Origin of the sequence: Sphingobium sp. UBA5915 (genome assembly GCF_002431195.1) — a bacterium.
Taxonomy (GTDB): Bacteria; Pseudomonadota; Alphaproteobacteria; order Sphingomonadales; family Sphingomonadaceae; genus Sphingobium; species Sphingobium soli.
On sequence record NZ_DJDV01000038.1, the window covers coordinates 1 to 21,927 of the forward strand.

General features: G+C 64.0%; 21 protein-coding genes and 1 tRNA gene. 13 read left to right on the forward strand and 9 right to left on the reverse strand.

Annotated features, from left to right (window positions below):
• The first annotated feature begins 61 nt into the window (after nt 1–61).
• The 5 genes from mreC (at nt 62) to B2V90_RS05185 (ending at nt 4,831) form a co-directional block, all read left to right on the forward strand.
• The gene (gene mreC / locus B2V90_RS05165; protein ID WP_228222822.1) at nt 62–973 is read left to right on the forward strand and encodes a rod shape-determining protein MreC; all 912 of its coding nucleotides are present in this window, start codon (nt 62–64) and stop codon (nt 971–973) included.
• On the forward strand, nt 970–1,497 hold the full coding sequence (mreD, locus tag B2V90_RS05170) for a rod shape-determining protein MreD (protein ID WP_009821584.1): 528 nt from the start codon (nt 970–972) through the stop codon (nt 1,495–1,497). The genes mreC and mreD overlap by 4 nt, the downstream gene beginning before the upstream one ends.
• Entirely contained in the window at nt 1,494–3,533 is a 2,040-nt protein-coding gene (gene mrdA / locus B2V90_RS05175) for a penicillin-binding protein 2 (protein WP_228222823.1), read from the forward strand. Before mreD ends, mrdA begins: the two co-directional genes overlap by 4 nt.
• Nucleotides 3,530–4,642: a rod shape-determining protein RodA gene (rodA, locus tag B2V90_RS05180; protein ID WP_228222824.1), complete on the forward strand. Its 1,113-nt coding sequence runs from the start codon at nt 3,530–3,532 to the stop codon at nt 4,640–4,642. Before mrdA ends, rodA begins: the two co-directional genes overlap by 4 nt.
• 113 nt (nt 4,643–4,755) lie before the next feature.
• A tRNA-Lys gene (locus tag B2V90_RS05185) sits at nt 4,756–4,831 on the forward strand.
• A 164-nt stretch (nt 4,832–4,995) separates the two neighbouring features.
• Here B2V90_RS05185 and uvrC read toward each other — a convergent pair.
• From uvrC to epsC, 3 genes are all read right to left on the reverse strand, one after another.
• Nucleotides 4,996–6,909 carry an excinuclease ABC subunit UvrC gene (gene uvrC, locus B2V90_RS05190; protein ID WP_228222992.1) on the reverse strand — a complete coding sequence of 638 codons (1,914 nt, stop codon included), beginning with the start codon at nt 6,907–6,909 and terminating at the stop codon, nt 4,996–4,998.
• Nucleotides 6,910–6,980: 71 nt separating this feature from the next.
• Nucleotides 6,981–7,319 (reverse strand): DUF2794 domain-containing protein, encoded by a 339-nt coding sequence (locus B2V90_RS05195; protein ID WP_009821580.1) that lies wholly within the window; start codon nt 7,317–7,319, stop codon nt 6,981–6,983.
• On the reverse strand, nt 7,319–8,032 hold the full coding sequence (gene epsC, locus B2V90_RS05200) for a serine O-acetyltransferase EpsC (protein WP_009821579.1): 714 nt from the start codon (nt 8,030–8,032) through the stop codon (nt 7,319–7,321). The genes B2V90_RS05195 and epsC overlap by 1 nt, the downstream gene beginning before the upstream one ends.
• Before the next feature lie 166 nt (nt 8,033–8,198).
• Here epsC and B2V90_RS05205 point away from each other — a divergent pair, with 166 nt between their 5' ends.
• Together B2V90_RS05205 and B2V90_RS05210 are read left to right on the forward strand one after the other, a co-directional pair.
• Entirely contained in the window at nt 8,199–8,972 is a 774-nt protein-coding gene (locus B2V90_RS05205; protein WP_009821578.1) for a sulfite exporter TauE/SafE family protein, read from the forward strand.
• A gap of 39 nt (nt 8,973–9,011) precedes the next feature.
• Nucleotides 9,012–9,941 carry a hydrogen peroxide-inducible genes activator gene (locus B2V90_RS05210; protein WP_009821577.1) on the forward strand — a complete coding sequence of 310 codons (930 nt, stop codon included), beginning with the start codon at nt 9,012–9,014 and terminating at the stop codon, nt 9,939–9,941.
• A 695-nt stretch (nt 9,942–10,636) separates the two neighbouring features.
• Here the strand turns inward: B2V90_RS05210 and B2V90_RS05215 are convergent.
• Genes B2V90_RS05215 through pgsA form a run of 3 tightly spaced genes read right to left on the reverse strand, consistent with a single transcriptional unit; the run spans nt 10,637 to nt 11,906 of the window.
• Nucleotides 10,637–11,080, reverse strand: coding sequence for a molybdenum cofactor biosynthesis protein MoaE (locus tag B2V90_RS05215; protein WP_228222994.1), 444 nt, complete (start codon nt 11,078–11,080; stop codon nt 10,637–10,639).
• Complete coding sequence (gene moaD, locus B2V90_RS05220; protein WP_228222995.1) at nt 11,077–11,337, reverse strand: molybdopterin converting factor subunit 1; 261 nt, start codon at nt 11,335–11,337, stop codon at nt 11,077–11,079. Before moaD ends, B2V90_RS05215 begins: the two co-directional genes overlap by 4 nt.
• Before the next feature lie 5 nt (nt 11,338–11,342).
• On the reverse strand, nt 11,343–11,906 hold the full coding sequence (pgsA, locus tag B2V90_RS05225) for a CDP-diacylglycerol--glycerol-3-phosphate 3-phosphatidyltransferase (RefSeq protein WP_228223014.1): 564 nt from the start codon (nt 11,904–11,906) through the stop codon (nt 11,343–11,345).
• Nucleotides 11,907–12,062: 156 nt separating this feature from the next.
• Here pgsA and B2V90_RS05230 point away from each other — a divergent pair, with 156 nt between their 5' ends.
• Nucleotides 12,063–13,373, forward strand: coding sequence for an MFS transporter (locus B2V90_RS05230; RefSeq protein WP_009821572.1), 1,311 nt, complete (start codon nt 12,063–12,065; stop codon nt 13,371–13,373).
• Between the two features lie 26 nt (nt 13,374–13,399).
• Here B2V90_RS05230 and B2V90_RS05235 read toward each other — a convergent pair whose 3' ends face one another.
• Complete coding sequence (locus B2V90_RS05235) at nt 13,400–13,597, reverse strand: hypothetical protein (RefSeq protein WP_228223015.1); 198 nt, start codon at nt 13,595–13,597, stop codon at nt 13,400–13,402.
• A gap of 108 nt (nt 13,598–13,705) precedes the next feature.
• On the opposite strand from B2V90_RS05235, the gene B2V90_RS05240 reads away from it, so the two are divergent.
• On the forward strand, nt 13,706–15,760 hold the full coding sequence (locus B2V90_RS05240) for a transglycosylase domain-containing protein (RefSeq protein ID WP_228222996.1): 2,055 nt from the start codon (nt 13,706–13,708) through the stop codon (nt 15,758–15,760).
• Between the two features lie 137 nt (nt 15,761–15,897).
• Nucleotides 15,898–17,595: a GAF domain-containing hybrid sensor histidine kinase/response regulator gene (locus B2V90_RS05245; protein ID WP_293920122.1), complete on the forward strand. Its 1,698-nt coding sequence runs from the start codon at nt 15,898–15,900 to the stop codon at nt 17,593–17,595.
• Nucleotides 17,596–17,615: 20 nt separating this feature from the next.
• On the opposite strand, the gene B2V90_RS05250 is transcribed toward B2V90_RS05245, so the two are convergent.
• Both B2V90_RS05250 and B2V90_RS05255 read right to left on the reverse strand, forming a co-directional pair.
• Nucleotides 17,616–18,803, reverse strand: coding sequence for an NAD(P)/FAD-dependent oxidoreductase (locus B2V90_RS05250; RefSeq protein ID WP_228222998.1), 1,188 nt, complete (start codon nt 18,801–18,803; stop codon nt 17,616–17,618).
• Nucleotides 18,803–19,258: a YaiI/YqxD family protein gene (locus B2V90_RS05255; RefSeq protein ID WP_228222999.1), complete on the reverse strand. Its 456-nt coding sequence runs from the start codon at nt 19,256–19,258 to the stop codon at nt 18,803–18,805. The genes B2V90_RS05250 and B2V90_RS05255 overlap by 1 nt, the downstream gene beginning before the upstream one ends.
• 109 nt (nt 19,259–19,367) lie before the next feature.
• On the opposite strand from B2V90_RS05255, the gene B2V90_RS05260 reads away from it, so the two are divergent.
• The 3 genes from B2V90_RS05260 to B2V90_RS05270 are packed head-to-tail and all read left to right on the forward strand — an operon-like array spanning nt 19,368 to nt 21,903.
• Nucleotides 19,368–19,790 carry an iron-sulfur cluster assembly scaffold protein gene (locus B2V90_RS05260; protein WP_228223000.1) on the forward strand — a complete coding sequence of 141 codons (423 nt, stop codon included), beginning with the start codon at nt 19,368–19,370 and terminating at the stop codon, nt 19,788–19,790.
• Nucleotides 19,790–21,580 carry a cation:proton antiporter gene (locus B2V90_RS05265; RefSeq protein WP_009821565.1) on the forward strand — a complete coding sequence of 597 codons (1,791 nt, stop codon included), beginning with the start codon at nt 19,790–19,792 and terminating at the stop codon, nt 21,578–21,580. The genes B2V90_RS05260 and B2V90_RS05265 overlap by 1 nt, the downstream gene beginning before the upstream one ends.
• Nucleotides 21,577–21,903, forward strand: a complete 327-nt coding sequence (locus B2V90_RS05270) for a DUF423 domain-containing protein (protein WP_009821564.1) — start codon at nt 21,577–21,579, stop codon at nt 21,901–21,903. The genes B2V90_RS05265 and B2V90_RS05270 overlap by 4 nt, the downstream gene beginning before the upstream one ends.
• Nucleotides 21,904–21,927: the final 24 nt, after the last annotated feature.

A 21,927-nucleotide genomic window follows, 5' to 3' on the forward strand; every position in this document is an offset into this window, starting at 1 on the left:
GCGATGGAGGATCCGATCTTCCGGGGCGTGCTCCAGACCGCCTGATTGAAGGGGACCGCACATGGCGCGGCCACCCAGCCGCCGCCCCGGCATCAACCGGAAGGCGCAATATAGCCTGTTTGCAAGCTATGTCGTCGCGGTTGTCGGCGCGGTAGCGGGCCTGCTGCTGGTCGTGATCGCGATTTTCGATCCGACTGGCTTTGCCGGCCTGCGCACGGTGACAGCAGAAGTCACGCGGCCCATCTCGGTTGGGCTCAAGAATATGGTAAGCGGCATCAGCTCGGTTGATGAAGTGCTCGCCGCCTATTGGCGCGCGGGCTCTCAAAATGTCGTCCTGCGCCGCCAGGTCGAATCCGATCGCAACCGCATCATCGAAGCGCGCGCGATCGCGCAGGAAAATGCGCGGCTCAAACGACTGTTGAAGCTGGTGGATGAAGATCAGAGCGATCTGCTGACTGCCCGCCTCATCAGTTCCAGTTCCGGCAGCACCCGTCGCTTCGCCCGCCTCAATGCCGGGCGCTGGCAGGGGGTCCGGCCCGGCATGCCCGTACGCGCGGCTGAAGGGCTGGTTGGCAGGATCGACAGCACGACGCCCAACACATCGGAAGTTTTACTGCTGACCGACACGGGGAACATCGTTCCCGTTCGCCGCGCCAACGACAGCGTTCCCGCCATTTCTACCGGGGGCGGTGACGGGTCGCTGGAAATTCGTGCTTTGTCTGCCGGTCGCAACCCGTTCAAGCCCGGCGACCTGCTGGTGACGTCCGGCATCGGCGGCATTTATCAACCCAATATTCCTGTCGCGGTCGTTGTCCGGGTTCAGGGCGAAATCGCCTGGGGCTTTCCGCTCGCCAACCCCTCGCGCATCGACGCTGTCGTCGTCGAACGCGCCTTCGAAGAAGTCGTCACGCGGCAGGATCCGGCCGTCACACCAGCCGAGGAAACGCCTTCCGGCAACGCGAGCGCGCCGTGATCGACCCGCATCTCCACCACGTCCCCCGGCTGGGACGCCATCCGGGCCGGTTTCGCCTGGCCGGCACGCCCGTCATCGTGGTCATGCTGGGCTCCTCTCTTACCGCGCTCCCGTTCGTCGCCCAGTCGCCGGTCCTGCCGCCCTTTGGTCTGCTGCTGCTGCTCGCCTGGCGTTTGCTCCGCCCCGAATTGTGGCGGGCATGGATTGGGCTGCCGCTCGGCTTGTTCGACGATCTGATGAGCGGGCAGCCCATCGGATCGGCCATGTTCCTGTGGACCATCACGCTGATCGGTGTCGATGCGTTCGAACATCGGCTGGTCTGGCGCAGTTATCGGCAGGACTGGCTAATTGCCTGTCTTGCCATTATCTTCTGTCTCATTGGTGGATGGTTCTTCGCCCGGGTCACGGGCGGGGGTCGCATAGAATTGCTTTTGGTCGCGCCGCAGATGCTCTGGTCGATGCTGCTTTTTCCCTTCATAGTCCGGCAGTGCGCACGGATCGATCGCTGGCGCGTCATGGCATGACGTTTCTCAAGTCCAAGCGCAAATCCGTTACCGAAGCCAGCCAGACCTTCACCTTTACCCGCCGCGCGATGGTGGTGGGTGGTTTGCAAGGCGCGATCGGTGCGATGCTGATCGGCCGGATGGCCTGGATCAGCGTCGCGGAAAATGAGCATTATACCGCGCTTTCCGAAAGCAACCGCGTCAACCTGACGCTCATCCCGCCCAGGCGGGGCTGGATTCTGGACCGGCATGGCAAGCCGCTGGCAAATAATCGTACGGATTTCCGCGTCGACCTCATCCCCCAGCGGATGGTCGATGCAGACGGCACGATCCGCCACCTCGCGCAATTGCTCAGCCTGGAATCGGATGAGATCGACCGCATCCGCGACGAACTGGAAAAATCGGCCGGCTTTCGCCCCGTGCAGGTCGCCGACAAGCTGACCTATGATCAGTTCGCCGCCGTCAGTGTGCGCCTGCCCGACCTGCCCGGTGTCGCGCCCAGCCAGGGCTTTTCGCGCTATTACCCGGCCGGAGCGACGGTCGGTCATCTGCTGGGCTATGTCGGTGCCGCCACGGCCGAAGAATATAAGGAGCGCAAGGACCCGCTCCTCATCACCCCCGGTTTCAAGGTCGGCAAGGACGGGCTGGAAAAAGCGTTCGACCGGCATCTGACGGGCAAGCCCGGCGCAAAGCGCGTCGAAGTTACCGCGCGCGGCAAGATCGTGCGCGAACTCACCACCCGTCCCGACACGCCGGGCCGCTCGATCAAGCTCACCATCGACGCTGGCCTTCAGGAATATGCCGGCCGCCGCCTGGCGACGCAGAGCGGCGCCGTCGTCGTGCTGGATTGTCAGAATGGCGACGTGCTGGCCATGGCGTCCATGCCCAGTTTCGATCCCAACAGCTTTTCCGACGGCATCAGCCACCTCGAATGGAATATGCTTTCGCAAGACGATCATGTTCCATTGCGCAACAAGACCTTGCAGGGCCTCTATCCGCCCGGCTCCACCGTCAAGCCGATGGTGGCGCTGGCGCTGCTGGAAGCGGGCGTGGGGCCGCAGGAGACGATCAGTTGCGGCGGCGCGATCCGGGTCGGCAACACGCTTTTCCACTGTCACAAAAGGCGCGGCCATGGCCCGCTCAACATGCGCGGGGCGATCGCACAGAGCTGCGACATTTATTTCTACCAGATGGCCCAGCGGATCGGGATGGACCGCATTGCCAACATGGCCCATCGCGTCGGCATGGGGCAGCGCTTCGACCTTCCTTTTCCCAGCCAGAGTTACGGCACGGTGCCAGACCCCGCGTGGAAGGAACGGAAATATAACCAGAAATGGCAGGTTTATGACACGGTGAATGCCACCATCGGTCAGGGCTATATGCTGATCAACCCGCTGCAAATGGCGGTGATGGCGGCGCGGCTGGCGACCGGTCGGCAACTGATGCCCAATTTCCTCTACGATGCGCCGCGCCCGGACCCCGCGCTGGTCGGCGCCAGCGAAGAGCATCTGGTCATCATTCGCGATGCGATGAGCGCGGTCGTCAATGGCGGGGGAACCGGTGGCGCGGCGCGCATGAACATCCCGAATGTCCTCATCGCGGGGAAGACCGGCACGGCGCAGGTGCGGCGCATCACCATGGCGGAACGGGCCGGCGGCGTTCGCGGCAACAGTTCGCTCGCGTTCAAGCTGCGCGATCATGCCCTGTTCCAGGGTTTTGCGCCCTTCGACAAGCCGCGCTATGCGGTGGGATGCATCATCGAACATGGCGGCCACCTGATCCGCAATGAGGACGCGCCCATGATCGCCAGCGATACATTGTCCTATCTTTTCGATCCCGAGCGGGCGATGGAAAAGCTGGTCACTCTGGAAAAGGGCTGGGGCGGAACACCGGCCGAACGGCAAAATCGTCAGATGGCCGCCTTTCGCATGGCCGAAGCGATCCGCAAGGGCGAAGTGCCGCCACCCGAAGCCGCCAACGCGTCCAATGCGTCCGATACCGCCAATGCCTCTGCTCCCGCGCCCGACAATGGCAGCGACGCGGCCGACGCCCCATGAGCATCATTCCGCAATCCTTGACGCAGTTTCCTTGGCGCGTGCTGGCGTTATTGCTGGCAATCGCCGGCTTCGGCACTCTCGTTCTCTATAGTTCCGCGGGCGGCAGCATTTTCCCTTGGGCCGCCAATCAGGCGGTTCGCTTCTGCATCTTCACCGTCATGGCGCTGGTGCTCAGCCGCATCCCGGTTGAGGTCTTTGCTCGCTACACCTTTCCCGCCTATGGGGCGATTCTGGTCGCTCTGGTGCTGGTCGAACTGATCGGGGGCGTCAGGGGCGGCAGCCAGCGATGGATCAACCTTGGGTTCATGCAGCTACAGCCGTCCGAATTCATGAAGCCGGTCATCGTCCTGACGGTCGCGCGTTTCTATGCGCTGCTGCCTGTCGGCGAAATTCGACGATGGAACGCGATCTGGCCCGCACTGGTGCTGATCGGCTTGCCCTGGGCGCTGGTGCTGGTGCAGCCTGACCTTGGCACCGCAACGATGATCGCGGCGGGCGGCGTCACCGTCATGTTTCTTGCCGGGCTGCCGCTGCGACTGTTCATCGGTTCGGGCCTGACCGTCGCTGCGGCCATCCCTATCGCCTTCAGCTTTCTGCACGATTATCAGCAAAAGCGGGTGCTGATCTTCCTCGATCCCGAAAGCGATCCGCTGGGCGCAGGTTATCATATCAGCCAGTCGAAAATCGCGATCGGGTCAGGCGGCATTTGGGGCAAGGGATTCCTGCAAGGCACGCAAAGTCACCTCGATTATCTGCCCGAAGGCCATACCGATTTCGTGTTCGCCACCATGGCCGAAGAATGGGGGTTGTTGGGGGGCATCCTAATGATCGGCGCGTTCTTGCTCCTGTTCCGCTGGGGCTTACGCGTCTCCATGCGGACACAGGACAAATTCGCTCGGATGGCGGCGGCCGGCCTTACCACCACCATCTTCTTCTATGTGGCGATCAATCTCATGATGGTGATGGGCTTGGCGCCAGTGGTCGGCATTCCCCTCCCCTTCATGTCCTACGGCGGATCATCGATGCTGACCGTGATGCTGTGCATCGGCATCATCATGGCCATCGACCGGTCGGGCAAACGGCAGCGGCGGCCCGGCGACTGGGCCTGATCGCGACTTCGGCAAAAAATCGCGACAAGCTGCGAATAGGGGTTTGCAAAACGAGCCGCCGCTGCTAGCAGTCCGCCCACTTCGGAACGCTGGCCCGATCGGCCGCCCCGGATGGACGCATAGCTCAGTTGGTAGAGCAGCTGACTCTTAATCAGCGGGTCCTAGGTTCGAGCCCTAGTGCGTCCACCATTCTTTTCATCTCACTGGCTATCGATCTCGCCCGATGCGGTTGCGGATGCTTCTCCTTGCAATGGCATATGATAGCGCGCAGTGAGCCCCCCTGTCTGCATTTGCCATGATGATGGGCGCGAATGTGGATTCGATTAGCCCGTGCCCGACGGCGTTGTCTCACGTCACCCGTGAAAATAATCATAAACCTGCTGCGCCACGGCGTTCGACACGCCGGGGGCCTTGGCCAGATCTTCCAGGGCGGCGTCGCGGACGGCGCGGGCAGTGCCGAAGTGCATCAATAGGGCCTTCTTGCGCGCAGGGCCGATGCCGGGGACCTCGTCCAGCGAGCTGACGGTGATCGCCTTGCTGCGCTTGGCGCGGTGGGCGCCGATGGCGAAGCGGTGGGCTTCGTCGCGCAGGCGCTGAAGGTAGAACAGCACAGGGTGGTTCAGGGGAAAGGTGATTTCACGGCCGTCCATCAGGTGGAACACCTCGCGCCCTTCGCGGCCATGATGCGGCCCCTTGGCAACGCCGATCATGCACACATCCTCGATCCCCAAATCCTCCAATATGCCGCGCGCAGCCGATAGCTGCCCCTTACCGCCGTCGATGAGCACCAGGTCGGGCCATTCTCCGCTGTCGCGGTCGGGATCCTCGCGCGCCGCGCGGCCGAACCGCCGCTCGAACATTTCACGCATCATCGCAAAATCGTCGTTACTGATCTCCGGATTCTTCATGTTGAACTTGCGATAGGCGTTCTTGCGGAATCCCTCCGGTCCGGCAACGACCATCGCGCCCAACGCATGCGCGCCCTGAATATGGCTGTTGTCGTAGATTTCGATGCGGTCCGGCACACCTTCCAACCCGAAGGTTTCGACCATCTCGTCAAGAATGCGGCCCTGGCTGGTGGTTTCCGCCAGCCGCCTGTCGAGCGCCTCCACCGCATTGCGTTGCGCCTGCTTGATAAGACGGGTGCGCTCACCCCGCTGCGGCACTTCGATCCGCACCTTGCCGCCCGCGCGCTCCGACAGCGCCAGCGCCATCAGTTCGCATTCGGCAGGGTGCCGGTCGGCCAGGATCAGGCGGGGCGGCGGCACTTCCTCGTAAAACTGGGCCATGAAGCTTTCCAGCACCTCCTCCGTCGCGACATCGGCGGTATGGACGGGAAAGAAGCTGCGATGGCCCCAATTCTGGCCGCCGCGAATGAAAAAGGCCTGGATGCACATCGCCCCGCCCTTTTCCGCCAGCGCGAAAATGTCGGCGTCGCCCAGCCCCTCGGCATTGATCGCCTGGCTGCCCTGGATGAAGGTCAGCGCCTTCAGCCGATCCCGGATCACCGCTGCCTGTTCGAAATCCATCGCATCCGACGCCTGCTGCATCGCCGCGCCCAGCTTCTTCTGCACGGCGGTCGACTTGCCGCCCAGGAAATCCTGCGCGTCGCGGACCAGTTCGGCATAGCCCGCCTCGTCGATCCGGTCGACGCAGGGGGCCGAACAACGCTTGATCTGATAGAGCAGGCAGGGGCGCGAGCGATTGGCGAAGAAACTATCGGTGCAGGACCGCAGCAGGAACAGCTTTTGCAGCGCATTGATCGTGCGCGTCACCGACCCGGCGCTGGCGAAGGGTCCATAATAGCGCCCCTGATATTTGCGCGCGCCACGATGCTTCTGCACGCGGGGAAAGGCATGATCGTCGCGCAGCAGAATGAATGGGAAGCTTTTGTCGTCGCGCAGCAGGACATTATAGGGCGGGCGATATCGCTTGATGAGCTGCGCTTCCAGCAACAGCGCCTCGGCCTCGCTGTTGGTGGTGACGATGGTCATGCTGCGGGTCTGGGCGACCATGCGTTGCAGCCGCTTGGGCAAGCGATCGACCTGCGTATAGTTGGCGACACGGTTTTTCAGCGCGCGCGCCTTGCCGACATAGAGCACATCCCCGCGCGCGTCGTGCATGCGATAGACGCCAGGCCGGATCGGCAGCGTCTTGAGGACGGTGCGGATCGCCTCCACGCCTGCGTCGATATCCGGCTGGCTGCCGGTGACGGTGTAGGTGGCCTTGTCTTCGTGGAAACGATCGGGGGATTGGGGACCAGACATCAGGGGACAGATAGCGTTCCCGTCCTGTTTCGCAATGGCGGGCGTGACGATCGCCCAGCCTCCTGCCTGTCTCAGTCCTCGACGATCCGCAGCAACTTGCGTTCGACGGGCGCCAGCACATTGTGCAGGTCGGACCCGCGTTTCAAAATCGCGCCGCCTTCCCCCACCAGCGCCCACATGCCCTGACGGTTGCGCAGCGCCGGCCGCTTTTCGATACGATATTCCGGGCGTTCGGCGGAGCGGCGAAAGGCGCTAAAAATCGCGGCATCGCGCCCCATGTCCATCGCATAGTCGCGCCAATGGCCAGCCGCGACCATCCGGCCATAAAGATCCATGATCCGTTGCAGTTCCGGCCGCTCAAAACCGACCTGGCCGGAAGTCGCGGCGGGAAACGGCGTCACATTGGTCATCAGGCGCGGTCACGGTCCTTGAACAGCGTATCGGCGTCGGGCAACTGCGGGGTCTGCCGCTCGGCCATCAATTGCGCCAACCGTTTCTGCAACTGCTCGACCTCGCACTGGAGCATTTCCAGCTTCTGCTTTTCCGGGTCGAAACAGTCGGAACAGGGCGTGCCATAGGGCACGAAGTCGCGCTGATAGGCGGTAACGTCAACCAGCATCTGCCGCGCCGGGATGCCCACCATGGTCGCGCCGTCGGGCACATTCTTGGTCACGACGGCGTTGGCACCGACCCGCGCCCGCGCGCCGACCTGCACTGGCCCGAGCACCTGCGCGCCCGATCCGACGATCACGCCGTCTTGCAGCGTCGGGTGCCGCTTGCCCGCAATGCCGTTGGCCGGATCGGTCCCGCCCAGCGTGACATTCTGATAGAGCGTGACATCGTCGCCAATCTCCGCCGTCTCGCCGATGACGGTAAAGCCATGGTCGATGAAGAAGCGCTTGCCGATCCGCGCGCCGGGGTGAATATCGTTGCCTGTCAGGAAACGGGCGATGTGATTGACCAGGCGCGCCAGGAAGAACAGCCGCGCGCGATACAGCCGGTGGGCCACCCGGTGAAACGCGAGCGACCAGACGCCCGGATATAGCAGGATTTCGGCGCGGGATCGAGGCGCGGGATCGCGCGCCTTCACCGAATCGATATAGCTAATAAGATTGCGCAGCATCCCGCGTCCCTGAAATCCTGAACCCAATGACGGCCAACATAGGCCTCCCGCAGCGCTTTTTCCAGACCAACCCCATGGCCGGACATTCCCGCCGAAAAGAGGTGCTTGCTTTGCTTTGGGAGATATGCCTATCAATGTAGTAGACAATCAAACCCAAGGACGACGGATGATTGACGCGTTGCTGGCCAATTCTGGCGAAATCCTGCCTTTCATCCTCATCGGTTTCGGCGCTCAGATGATCGACGGCGCCCTGGGCATGGCCTATGGGGTCATTTCCAGCACCTTGTTGCTGGCCATGGGCGTGCCGCCCAGTCGCGCGTCGGCAAGTGTCCATGCCGCCGAAACCTTCACCACCGGCGTATCTGCGATCAGCCATATCCTGCACGGCAATGTCGACTGGCGGCTGTTCGCGCGGCTGATCATCCCCGGTGTCGTCGGCGGTGTGGCGGGCGCCTATCTGCTCTCGAACATCGACGGATCGGTCATCAAGCCGTTCGTCCAGATCTATCTGGCGGCGATCGGCCTCTATCTTATCTGGCGCGGCTTCCATCTGCCGCCCAAGCCGCGCGATCCCAAATGGGTGACGCCGCTGGGTCTGGCAGGCGGCTTCATGGATGCGACCGGCGGTGGCGGCTGGGGGCCGATCGTGACGTCAAACCTGCTGCTGCAAGGGTCCAGCCCGCGCCACACCATCGGCACGGTCAACAGCGTCGAATTCATCCTGACCCTGTCAATCAGCCTCACCTTCCTGTTCCATCTGGGGTGGGAGACATTCACGACCTACACCGTGGGCCTGCTGATCGGCGGCGTGGTGGCCGCGCCGTTCGGCGCGATGCTGGCGCGGCGGATCGCCCCGCGCTTCCTGTTCTCGGCCGTGGGCGTGATCCTGACCATCACATCGGCGTTCGGCATCGGCAAATGGCTTGGATTTATCGGGTAGGCCGCTTATATTCGGCCTTCTGATCGAGGAAGGCGATAAATGTCCAGTTACCTGCCGACGCTTAAACAGCTGCAATATCTGGTGGCGCTGAAGGAACAGGGGCATTTCGGCAAAGCAGCCGAAGCCTGTTTCGTGACGCAATCCACCCTGTCGGCCGGCATCCGTGAGTTGGAATCGCTGATCGGCGTCACTCTGGTCGAGCGGACGCGCCGCGTCGTCCGCTTCACGGCGCTGGGCGACCGTATCGTGGAAAAGGCGCATCGCGTGCTGCGGGAGGCGGAGGAACTGGCCGCGATCGCCGAAGCGTCGGGCAAGCCGCTGACCGGCGAATTGCGCATGAGCGTCATTCCGACTATCGCGCCCTTCCTGCTGCCACGCCTTTTGCCTCGGCTGCGTGCCGATCGGCCTGAACTCAAACTCTATCTGCGCGAAGAAACCAGCCAGGCCGCGATCGAATCGCTGCGCCACGGCAATGTCGACTGCGTGCTGCTGGCCTTGCCCTTCCCCACCGGCGAACTGGACAGCGAAATCCTGTTCGAGGACCGGCTCTATGTCGCCTTCCCGCAGGATGATCCGACCAATCCACCCGAATGGATCAAGCCCGGCATGATCGATGAAAGCAAGCTGTTGCTGCTGGAGGATGGTCATTGCCTCAAGGACCATGCGCTCGCCGCCTGCAATCGCCCCGACCTGCGCGCAAGCGCGACGATGATGGGCACGTCGCTGCATACGCTCATTCAGATGGTCGATAATGGCCTAGGCGTCACTATGATTCCGGAAATGGCGATTGCCGGCGGCATATTGGACCATACCCGCATCACCGCCCGCCCACTCAAATCGGACCGCTCGGCCCGCGACATCGCGCTGGTATGGCGGCGCAACAGCCCGCGCGAAAAGGAATTCCACATGCTCGCGGACATATTACGCGACGCCGCCGCGAAGAGCTGCCGCTTGCCCGAGGCTGCGTGAGGCGCCGCGCACGGTTTGAAGGTGAGATTTAGAAGCTGAAGGTTGGATTTGCCACGGTCCGGTTTGGAGGAGGTAACCAACCATAGATGACGCTGCGCTTAAAAAATCCTTCGGTAACAATCGCTCGGTTGCGGACATTCGCGTCATCTGAGATGCTGACGTTGATGATGGATGCGGACCAAGAATGGAGTTTATCCAATCCAGGACCGGACGCGTTTCTCGTTTGGCTCGAGCCGTGGTGTGACGAATTCGAAGTTCCTGTCCGATCTGTCATTACCCTGAAAACGTCAGGCGACCTTGAGATTGAATGGACCCCGCAAAATCTCGTTGTGTGGGCAAGCGGCCCTACGGTGTCTGTTTTTATCGATGATGAGCCGCAAGAGGCCTGCGCTGATAGCATACCGATACCTGACGGTTTAACCAAGGGAATGCTTAACATCCTATTTGCCGATCAACCCACCGCATGCCTAGGCGGCAGGCCTTCGCAATCCATCGACCCGATCTCTTGGTGGTGTCGAGTAAAAGGCCTTTTTAATAGGTAGTTCGCGTTCTGTGGACTTGATGGCCTGAATGAATGGCATATTTCAAGGGGCAGGATTATGAGGCGGAACGACAAAAAATGGTCATATTCGGGCATCCTCCCCTGCCAGGAGAGACTGAGTTACTTTAACGCCGCGTTTGGCCAGGCCCGGCCCTCAGCCGCCCCATTCCTTCGCCTTCGCCTCATCTTCCGCGCGTGCTTCCACCCATTCCGTCGCACCGCCTTCAAAATGCTCCTTCTTCCAGAAGGGCGCGTGGGATTTCAGCCAGTCGATAAGGAAGGCGCAGCTTTCCAGCGCAGCGGTGCGATGGCGCGAGGCAGTGCCGACGAAGACGATCCGCGCGCCCGGCTCCAGCCGCCCGACGCGGTGGATGACGCTGACGCCCAGCAGTGGCCAGCGCGCCATCGCATCTTCGACGATCCGCGCCACCTGCGCCTGCGTCATGGCCGGATAATGTTCCAGCTCCAGCGCCATCAGGCCATCGCCCCCGCGCACCACGCCGGTGAAGCTGGCGACCCCGCCGCCGCCCAGCGCCTCCAGCGCGGCCAGTTCACCCGCGACGTCGAAATCCTGCGCCTGGATCGCGACCCGTTTCATCCGCCCGTCACCGGCGGAAACAGCGCAATTTCGCGCGCGTCGCCGATCGGGGTGTCGAGCGGCGCGAACCGCTGGTCGATCGCCGCGCGCAGCCGGGCGGGATCACCCAGCGCCCGCGCATAGCCGCCGCCGCGCGCCGCCAGCATCGCGACCAAATCCGCGACGGTGGCGCCGGCCTGCGCCCGCTCCACCTGCTCCTCGTCGCGGCCAATGGCCTCACGCACCCAGGCGAAATAGACGATGGTGAGCGTCGCCATAGCCATCAATCCATATGGCTGATGCCGACGCGCAGATAATCCCAGCCGGTGATCAGCGTCAGGATCGCGGCGGCCCACAGGGTCGCGATCCCGACCATCTGCACGAAGGGAAATTGCGGCACCGCGCCCGCCAGGATCAGCGCGCCGAGCGCAATCAGCTGGAAGGTCGTCTTCCACTTAGCGAGCCTGGACACCGGCACCGACACTTGCAATCCGGCGAGAAATTCGCGCAGGCCCGACACGGCGATTTCGCGCAGCAATATGATCATCGCGGCGATGATGTGCAGGCCAGCAATGTCGCGCGTCGCCGCCAGCATCAAAATCACCGCGCCGACCATGATCTTGTCCGCGATCGGGTCCAGAAACACGCCCAGTTTCGACACCGTGCCCTGCGCGCGCGCCAGATAGCCGTCGAAATAATCGGTAATGCCCATGAGGCAGTATAGCGCGAAGGCGAGCGTATAGCCGGTCGTCCACCGCGCACCCATTTCCGCCGGCCACAGCAGCGCGACGAGCAACGGAACGGTCAGGATGCGCGAAAGCGTCAGCAGGTTGGGCAGCGTCAGCATGGGCGCGGACTGCCACAGTCCGGCGCTGCGCACAAGCAGGCGAAAATCGCTCGCGTATGCCGGCCGCCCTGCCCGCACGCCGCAACCATTGGACATGGACGCCGCCAACCGCTAGACCCCGCCCCGGTCGCTCACGGGAAAGAAGATCCCCCATACATGCAAGCCTCGCTCAGGCTCCTGAACAAGCGCCGTTTCCTGCCGCTTTTCGTCACTCAATTGCTTGGCGCGTTCAACGACAATCTGTTCAAGAACGCGATGGTGCTGTTCGTCGTGTACCAAGTGTATAACGACGAAAAGTCCGAAACCTGGTTCAGCGCGCTGGCGACGGGCCTGTTCATCCTGCCCTTCTTCCTGTTGTCCGCGCTATCCGGACAATTGGCCGACCAGCGCGACAAGGCGGTCATCATCCGCTGGGTGAAGGGGGCGGAAATCGCGATCATGACGGTGGGCGCGGTCGGGCTGGCGCTGATCTGGAGCGGCATCACCGTCCATACGCTGGCGATCCCGCTCTTGCTGGCGGCGCTGTTCGCCATGGGCATCCATTCCACCTTCTTCGGCCCGATCAAATATGCGATCCTGCCGCAGCATCTGCATGAGGACGAAGTGCTGGGGGGCACCGGACTGGTGGAGGCCGGCACCTATATCGCGATCCTGGCGGGCACCATCCTGGCCGGCCTCATCCCGGTCGAAATCGCCGCTGTCTGCATCATCGCGACCGCCCTGGTGGGCTATGTCGCAGGGCGCAAGGTGCCGCCGGCACCATCTATGCTGGACGCGCAGCCAATCGACTTCCACATCATCCGGTCGTCCATCGCGCTGGTGCGCGGCACCATGCATATCCGCCGCCTGTTCCTCGCGATCATGGCGATCAGCCTGTTCTGGGCGGTCGGATCCATCCTGTTCATCCAGTTTCCCCCGCTGGTCAAGAATGTGCTGACCGCAGACAAGCCGGTCGCCAGCCTGTTCCTCGCCATTTTTTCCATCGGCATCGCCATCGGATCGGTTGCGATCAACCGCCTGTTGCAGGGTCATGTATCCGCCAAATATGCGCCCGCGTCGGTGATCGGCATGGGCCTGTGCATCGTCGCTTTCCATGTCGTGTGCGACCTGTGGGCGCCCGCGCCAAACGGACAGATGCTCTCGCTGTCCGAATTCATGGCGCACCCGCTGGCCTTGCCGCTGTCGCTCTGCCTGCTGGGCGTGGCGACGTTCGGCGGCATGTTCGTCGTGCCGCTCTACGCCTTCCTCACCACCACGGTCGAAAAATGCGAGGCGGCACGCACCGTTGCCGCCAACAATATCGTCAACAGCGGGGCGATGGTGATCGGGTCGCTCTGTGCCATCAGCCTCAGCGTCGCGGGCGTGTCGGTCGTAATGCAATTGCTGCTGGTGGCCGTCCTGTCACTGCCTTGCGCAGCGATGGCGTGGAAACTGCACAAGGCATGCGACGGCCCGATTTGTCACTGACGCGGCCAGTGACGCCGTGCCGGGCTTCAGAAAATGAAGCTGTAGAAGGCCGTGAAGAAAGCGCAGAAGCTCAGCGCGAACAATTTCCAGTCCTTGTCTTCATCCGCCAGCTTGCGTGCCTGGGGCGTACCCTCGTCGCGCACGCGCAGGACATGGGCGGGCAGGCTCTGCCGGAAGGGGTGGCGGGCCGATTCGGTCGTGAGGACAAGAGGACGGGTTCGCATCATGCGTCGTTAACGAATAATTTACCATTTGTGCCATGCCTTCGTAATGCCAATTTGCCGATGTCCCGGGACGGGACAGGCTTGACTGTATGATGTGAATAACACAGCATGAGCGAACCGATGAACGACACACGCCCCGTCGAGCCGGCTCCGCTGCCGTCGCGCACATTTGGCGCCGGGCCGCCGAGCGCCTTCGCGCCGCCCTCACCCTGGCGGCGCAGGGTGCAGATTTTCGGCTGGATTCTGGCCGTCCTTCTCGCGCTGCTAATGATCCTGGTCGCCTGGCTGGCTATCACCGCACCGCTGTCCCGCTCGCTAAAGCCGATCGTCCCGCCCAGCATCAGTTTGATGTCGGCGGACGGTCATCTGATCGCCCGGCGTGGGGCCGTCATCGATACGCCGGTGACGATGACCGAATTGCCGCCTCATGTGCCGCAAGCGTTCATGGCGATCGAGGACCGGCGCTTCCCCACCCATTGGGGCATCGACCCGCGCGGCGTTGCGCGGGCGATGTGGCATAACCTCTGGTCCGATGGTGCGTCGCAGGGGGGCAGCACCATCACCCAGCAACTGGCCAAGGGCGTGTTCCTTTCAAGCGACCGGACGCTTGGCCGCAAGGCGCGCGAGGCGCTGATCGCGCTCTGGCTGGAGGTCTGGCTGACCAAGGATCAGATCATGGAGCGCTATCTCTCCAACGTCTATTTCGGTGACAATGTCTATGGCCTGCGCGCGGCCGCTCGCCATTATTTTAATCGCGTGCCCGCGCGCCTCACCGTGCCGCAGGCGGCGATGCTGGCCGGCCTGCTCAAGGCGCCGTCCCGCCTTGCACCCACCGGGAATTTGTCCGGCGCGCGCGCGCGCGCCGCGCTGGTGACGCAGGCGATGGTCGATGCGGGCTATCTGACCCAGGAAGAACGCAACCGGCTGCGCCCGGCGCGGCTCGACGTGCATGACGATCCGGACGCCACCAGCGGCACCTATTTCGCCGATTGGGTGCTGCCCATCGCCCGCGATCGCGCGGGCGCGGTCTATGGCGAACAGCAAATCGAAACCACGCTCGACTGGCGCATCCAGCGCCTTGCCGAAGCCGCCGTGCGGCGTGCGCCGCTCGGGAAGGCGCAAGCCGCGCTGGTGGCGATGAAGCCGGACGGCAGCGTCGTCGCCATGGTGGGTGGCAAAAATTATGCGAAGAGCAGCTTCAATCGCGCGGTGCAGGCAAAACGCCAGCCCGGATCAACCTTCAAGCTGTTCGTCTACCTCGCCGCCTTTCGCGCCGGCATGACGCCCGACGACATGGTGGACGACACGCCCTTCACCTCCGGCAGCTATCGCCCCGCCAATCATGGCGGCAAATATCGCGGCCGCATCACCCTGCGTCAGGCCTTCGCCGCCTCCAGCAATGTCGCGGCGGTGCGGCTGACGCAGCAGGTGGGTGTCGACAATGTCATCAAGGTGGCGCGCGACCTGGGCGTCACCGCGCCGCTGACCGAGGATCTCAGTCTTGCGCTTGGCACATCGGAAATTCCGCTCGTTGAACTGGCCGAAGCCTATGCAGCGGTCGCGGCTGGCAGCTATCCGGTCGTGGCCCACGGCCTCCCGCCCGAGAACGAAGGCTGGTTCGCGCGGCTGATGCAGCGTCAGCGGCGGTTCAGCGAAAATCACCTGACCATGATCCGCGACCTGTTGTCGTCCGCCGCCAATCGCGGCACGGGCAGCGCCGCTGCGCTGCGCACCAGCACCTTCGGCAAGACCGGCACGACGCAGGACAGCCGCGACGCCATTTTCGTCGGCTATGCCGGCGGGCTGGTGACGGCGGTATGGATCGGCAACGACGACAATAGCCCGCTGCCCGGCGGCGCGGCGGGCGGCGGCGTGCCCGCGCGCATCTGGCGCAATTTCATGAGCGGCGCGATCAACGAACCGGTCGAGGATGCGCCCGAAGACACGCAGGATGCCGATCTGGTCAACGCGATCGCCAACATCACGGTCGAAACCGGCATAGGCAATCTGGAACTGGGGGTGGATGAAGACGGCATGACGGTCAATCTAGGCCCGAATCAGCTGCGCCTCCCGTCCGATCCGCCTGCGCCCGTTCCGCCCGCCAATGCGCCCCCGCCACCGATCGCGCGCACGCAGCCAGCCGGCGAGGATGACGGCCCCTGAAGCGCAGGTTCGTGAAGCTTTGCATGGTTAATCGCCGATAGAGGGGTGGTGAGCGGGCGCGCCACGGCGCATCCGATTTCACATTCAAGCGATTCCAATGATATAAGGGCCGCCGACTCTTTGGAAGAGGGCAGCCAATGACCAGGGAACTGATGAGCGTGCGCAGTTCGGAGCAAAAGGCGCTGGCTGCGCGATGGACAATCGCGGCCGAAGCGATGGAAGCGCTTGCTGGCGCACGGTCGCTCGATGCGATCGTCAATGTGCTGCGTGCCTTTGCCCGCCGCGCGGTGGGCGCGGACGGCATTGCGGTGATCCTGCGCGAAGGCGGCTTGTGCCATTATGTTGCTGAGGATGCGATGGCGCCCCTTTGGTCGGGGCAGCGTTTTCCCGCCGGCAATTGCGTGTCGGGATGGGCCATGCGCCATGGCGAAACCGCCATCATTCCCGATATATTCAACGATGCGCGCGTGCCGGTGGCGGCCTATGAACAGACCTTCGTGCGCTCTCTGGTCATGGTGCCGATCGGCCGCAGCGAAGCGACGGCGGCGGTCGGCGCCTATTGGTCCGAACAGGGCGAGCCGACCGACAATGAAATCGCCCTGCTGGAAGCGCTGGCCCGCGCTGCCGCCACTGCGCTGGAAAATGGGCGGCTGTTCGCTGCGCTCGAATCGCTCAATGACCAGCTTGACCAGAGGGTGCAGGAACGAACGCAAGAACTGGAACAGTCGCAGGACATGCTGCGCCAGCTTCAGAAGATGGAGGTCATGGGACAACTGACCGGCCATGTCGCTCATGACTTCAATAATCTGCTGACCCCGATCATCGCCGGCCTGGATCTCATCCTGTCGCCACGGCGCACCCCCGAATCGATTGACCGTCATGCCGGCATGGCGCTGCAGGCGGCCGAATCGGCGCAGATCCTGGTTCAACGGCTGCTGACCTTCGCCCGTCGCCAGCCCCTTTCGCCTACCGCGGTCCACTTGCCCGATCTCCTTGCGGGGATGGAAGCGCTGCTTGCCAGCACGCTCGGCCCGCGCATCACGCTGTCGACTGACCTGCCTGCCGACCTTCCCCCGGTTCGCGCCGATGCCAACCAACTCGAGTTGGCGATCCTGAACCTGGCGATCAACAGCCGCGATGCGATGCCGGATGGCGGCACGCTTGCCATCGAAGCCGAGCGGCTTTCGCCACCCCAAGGCCTCGCGCCGGGCGACTATGTCCGCATCACCATCCGGGACACTGGCACCGGCATGACGCCAGATGTGCGCAAGGCTGCCATAGAGCCATTTTTCACGACCAAGACGGGGGGTCATGGCCTGGGCCTGTCGATGGCGCACGGCCTGGCTGGCCAGCTTGGCGGCACGCTCCAGATCGACAGTGAAGAAGGCGCGGGCGCCGCCATCCTGCTATGGCTGCCGGTGGAACAGAATATTGCACAAACCGGCGATCCCGACCAGCCGCAACCGGGCGAACGCCGCCAGACCGGGAAGCTGCTCCTCGTCGACGACAATGCGCTGGTTCGCGCCAGCACGCGCGATATGCTGGCCGAGATGGGCTATGATGTCGTCGACGTCGATCATGCCGAACTGGCGCTCAGCATGATCGACGCGGGCTATCGCCCCGACATCGTCGTCACCGACCATGTGATGCCGGGCATGACCGGCGCGGAACTGGCGATCCGGCTGCGCTGCGACCATCCGGACATCGCCTTGCTCATCATTTCGGGCTATCAGGGCATAGACCTGATCGCGCCCGACATCGTGCGGCTGTCCAAGCCCTTCCGCCCGTCGCACCTGCAAGCCAGCATTTCAGCCGCGCGCGCCCAGCGCGCCTGACATCACTCGCCGCCATAGGTTCAGAGCGCCTGCCCCGCCGCCCAGCCGCTCGCCCAGGCCCATTGGAAATTATAGCCGCCCAGCCATCCGGTCACGTCCACCGCCTCACCGATGGCATGAAGGCCGGGCACCCGCGTTGCTTCCATCGTGCGGGAAGACAGGCCGGCGGTAGCAATGCCGCCTACCGTGACTTCGGCCTTGGCATAGCCCTCCGTCCCCGACGGCGTGAAGGGCCAGTCCGCCAGTCGCGCGGCCAATTGCCGCAACGCCTTGTCGCTCAGCGCGCCCAGCTCCCCCTGCACCCCGGCCCGTTCCAGCAGAGCGTCGGCCAACCGTTCGGGCAACGCCTGCCCCAGCAGCTTGCGCACCTGCGTGCGCGGTCGCGCCCGCTTTTCCTCCAACAGCCAGTCCGCACCGCGATCCGGCAGAAAATCGACCTGGATCGGCGTGCGATGCTGCCAATAGGAACTGATCTGCAACATCGCCGGCCCCGACAGGCCGCGATGCGTGAACAGCGCGGCCTCGCGAAAGCGGGTTTTGCCCCATCGCACGCCCACATCCGCCGACACGCCCGACAGCGCCTGGAACAGCGCATCGTCCGGTCCCAGCGTAAACGGCACCAGCGCCGGGCGCGGTTGCACCACCGACAGGCCAAAGTGTCGGGCCACGTCATAGGCAAAGCCGCTCGCGCCCATCTTGGGGATGGACGGCCCACCCGTCGCCAGGACCAGCGCGGGCGCGCGATGCTCCCGCTCGCCCACGCAAACGCGATACTGGCCATCGCCATGGTCGATGTTCGTCACGGACGTGCCCAGAATCATGGTGACGCCACCCGCATCGCATTCGGCCTGCAACATCGCCACGATCTGCCGCGCCGAACCATCGCAGAATAATTGCCCCAGCGTTTTCTCATGCCAGGCAATGCCATGACGCTCGACAAGCGCCAGAAAATCCTGCGCGCTGTAACGTCCCAGCGCGGACTTGGCGAAATGCGGATTGGCCGACAGATAGCGGTCGGGGGCGGTATGGATATTGGTGAAATTGCACCGACCGCCGCCCGAAATCAGAATTTTCTTGCCCAGTGCATCGGCATGATCGACCAGCAGCACGCGCCGTCCCCGCTGTCCCGCAACCGCCGCGCACATCATTCCCGCCGCGCCCGCGCCCAGAATGATGGCGTCCCATTGCTGCTGGTCCCCGCTTTCCATCAGCGGCCCCGCTTCAGGCGCACCAGCGCTTCATCGAGCGCCGACAGGAACCGCGACCGGTCCGCCTTGGAAAAGGGCGGCGGTCCGCCGATCGCATCGCCGACCGCCCCCGCGCGCAAATCCGCCATGATCGCCCGCGTCGCGACAGCCGCGCCGATCGAACTGGTGGTGAAGGGTTTGCCATTGGGCGCGATCACCTGCGCCCCCGCCTTCAGGCACCGGTCCGCCAGCAGGATGTCGGCGGTGATGCAGATGCTCCCCGCGCCCGCCCGCTCCGCGATCCAGTCGTCGGCCGCATCGAACCCTTCGCTCACCACCACCCGCTCCACCAGCGGGTGCGCCGGCACGCGGATGATGCTGTTGCTGACGATGGTGACAGGCACCGCATGCCGCCAGGCGACCTTGTAGATCTCGTCCTTGACGGGGCAGGCATCGGCATCGACCAGGATATTCATGCCGCCCGCGATAGGCCGCGCGGCCCGGCGAAACAATGGCGGCGGCTTATTTCATCCCAGCATCCTTCCCTGCCTTCCGCAAATCGCATTCCTGTCCTACATCGGCGGTATGAGCGCCCCCCTCTACAATACAGACATATTGCGGCTCGCCGCCAGCATCCCGCATCATCAGCGCCTTGCCGACCCGCAGGCCAGTGTGGAGAAGCGCTCGGCGACCTGCGGATCGCGGGTGACGGCGGACGTGCGCATGACCGATGGCCGGATCGCGCAACTCGGCCTTGACGTAAAGGCCTGCGCCTTGGGGCAGGCATCGGCCGCGCTGATGGCCGCGCAGGCGATCGGCCTCACCGCAGATGAACTGACGGACGCGCGCGATCGCCTGACCGCCTATCTGGCGGGCGAAAGCGAGGATCTGGATTTCTGGCCCGGCCTGGCGGTGCTGGCGCCGGCGCGCGGCTATCCCGCGCGCCACGCTTCCATTCGCCTGGGCTTTGAAGCCATTGCGGAAGCCGCGCGGATGGCGGACGCTTGATGGAAACGACCAGCGCCACCGACATGCTGCTGAGCGAAGGCGTCATCCTGCTCGGCGCGGCCGTCGCCTTCGTCATGCTGTTCCGCCGCTTTGGCCTTGGCGCGGTGCTCGGCTATCTCGTCGCGGGCGCACTCGTGGGGCCGCAGGGGCTTGGCCTTGTCGGCGGCGGCGAATCGAAACTCGCCATCGCGGAAATCGGCATCGTGCTGCTGCTGTTCCTCGTCGGGCTGGAACTCCACCCCGCGCGGCTCTGGCGATTGAAGCGCGACATTTTCGCGCTCGGCCTTGCGCAGGTCGTGACCTGCGGCTGCGTGCTGACAGCGATCATCTTCTACTCGACCGGCTTCAGCTGGGGCGCGGCCATCGCGCTCGGATTGCCGCTCGCCCTATCCTCCACCGCGCAGGTGCTGCCGGGCCTCAAATCCAGCGGCCGAATCAACTCGCCCTTCGGGGAAAAGGTCTTTTCGATCCTGCTGTTCCAGGATCTTTCGATCGTCCCGCTCATCACCATCATCGCGGCCCTGTCGCGCAACCCGGCCGATGCCGGTGGTCCGCCCGGTTGGGTGATGGCGGGCTACACCGTCGCGGCGATCGCCGGGCTGGTCCTGGCCGGCCGCTTCATCCTGCGTCCGCTCCTCTCGCTGGTCGGGCGTATGGGCGAGCGCGAACTGTTCGTCGCGGTTGGCCTCTTCACCGTGCTGGCTGCCGCCGCGCTGATGCACGCGCTGCATCTTTCCACCGCGCTCGGCGCCTTCGTCGCCGGCGTCATGCTGGCCGATTCACCCTATCGCCATGAGATAGAAGCCGACGTCGAACCCTTCCGCTCGATCCTCCTTGGTCTCTTCTTCCTCGCGGTTGGAATGGTTCTGGACCTTGGCGCCGTCATAGCTAATCCGCTGTTCGTTCTGTCCATGGCCGCGATCCTGGTCGCGACGAAGGCAGCGATCATCACCGGCCTTGGCCGCCTGTTCGGCATGAACTGGCAACAAGCGCTGGGCGCGGGCCTGTTGCTGAGCCAGGGCGGCGAATTCGGCTTCGTCCTCTTCACCCAGGCGCAAAATGCACTGCTGATCGCGCCCCAGGCCGCCAGCCTGTTCAGCGCCATCGTCACTTTTTCCATGGCGACCACGCCGTTCCTGATGCTGTTTGCCCGCCGCTTCGAATTTGCCAGGGACAAGGAACGCTATGACCTGCCGGGGCCGGAGGATGCGCCGCGCGGATCGGCGATCATCGTAGGCTATGGCCGCTTTGGTCAGACCGTCGCGCAGATGCTGATGGGCCATGGCTTTGGCGTTGTGCTGATCGACAAGAAGCCCGCCCAGATCGAAGTGTCGAGCCGCTTCGACATGAAGGTCTATTATGGCGATGGCACGCGCATCGATCTGCTGCGCCGTTCGGGCGCGGATGAAGCGCGGCTGATCGCCTTCTGCATCGACGATCCCAGCCTTGATTCGCGCGCGCTCCAGCCCATCGCGGAGGCCTTCCCGCAGGCCGCGATCATGGTGCGCGCCTTCGACCGGCGGCAGGTGCTGGCGCTCAAGGATATCGACCTCGCCGGCGTCGTGCGCGAAGTCTATGAATCGGCCATCTGCATGGGCGTGCAAGCGATGGAGACGCTGGGCGTCCCGCCCAAGGAGGTGGAGGAAGTGGAGCGCCAATATCGCGAAAATGACGACCAGCGCATGGCGCTCCAGATCGAGCATGGCACGCTGCTCGCGGCCAAGGACCTGATGTACCGCCCTGGCAATGGCATGCGGCTGCTCAGCCGCGGGGATGGAGACGGCGCATGATCGCGATACTGGCCTGCCTCTCTGCGGCACTTGCCATCGGCGCAGGCGCATTTGGCGCGCATGGCGTCGCCGATCCCAAAGCCGCCGAATGGTTGCGCACCGGCGGCTTGTATCAGCTTGTCCACGCGGTCGCCGCGCTCGCGGTCGTGGGCACAGCGCGTGGCGCGGCCGCGCTGATGCTTGCGGGCGCGACGATTTTCGCCGTCTCGCTCTACATCATGGCGCTAGGCGGTCCACGCTGGCTGGGCGCGGTGACGCCGATCGGCGGCGCGCTGATGATCGCAGCCTGGCTGTGGGCCGCCTGGACCTTCGGGCAGCGCTGACGCGCCGCCCTTGCCCGATCCGCC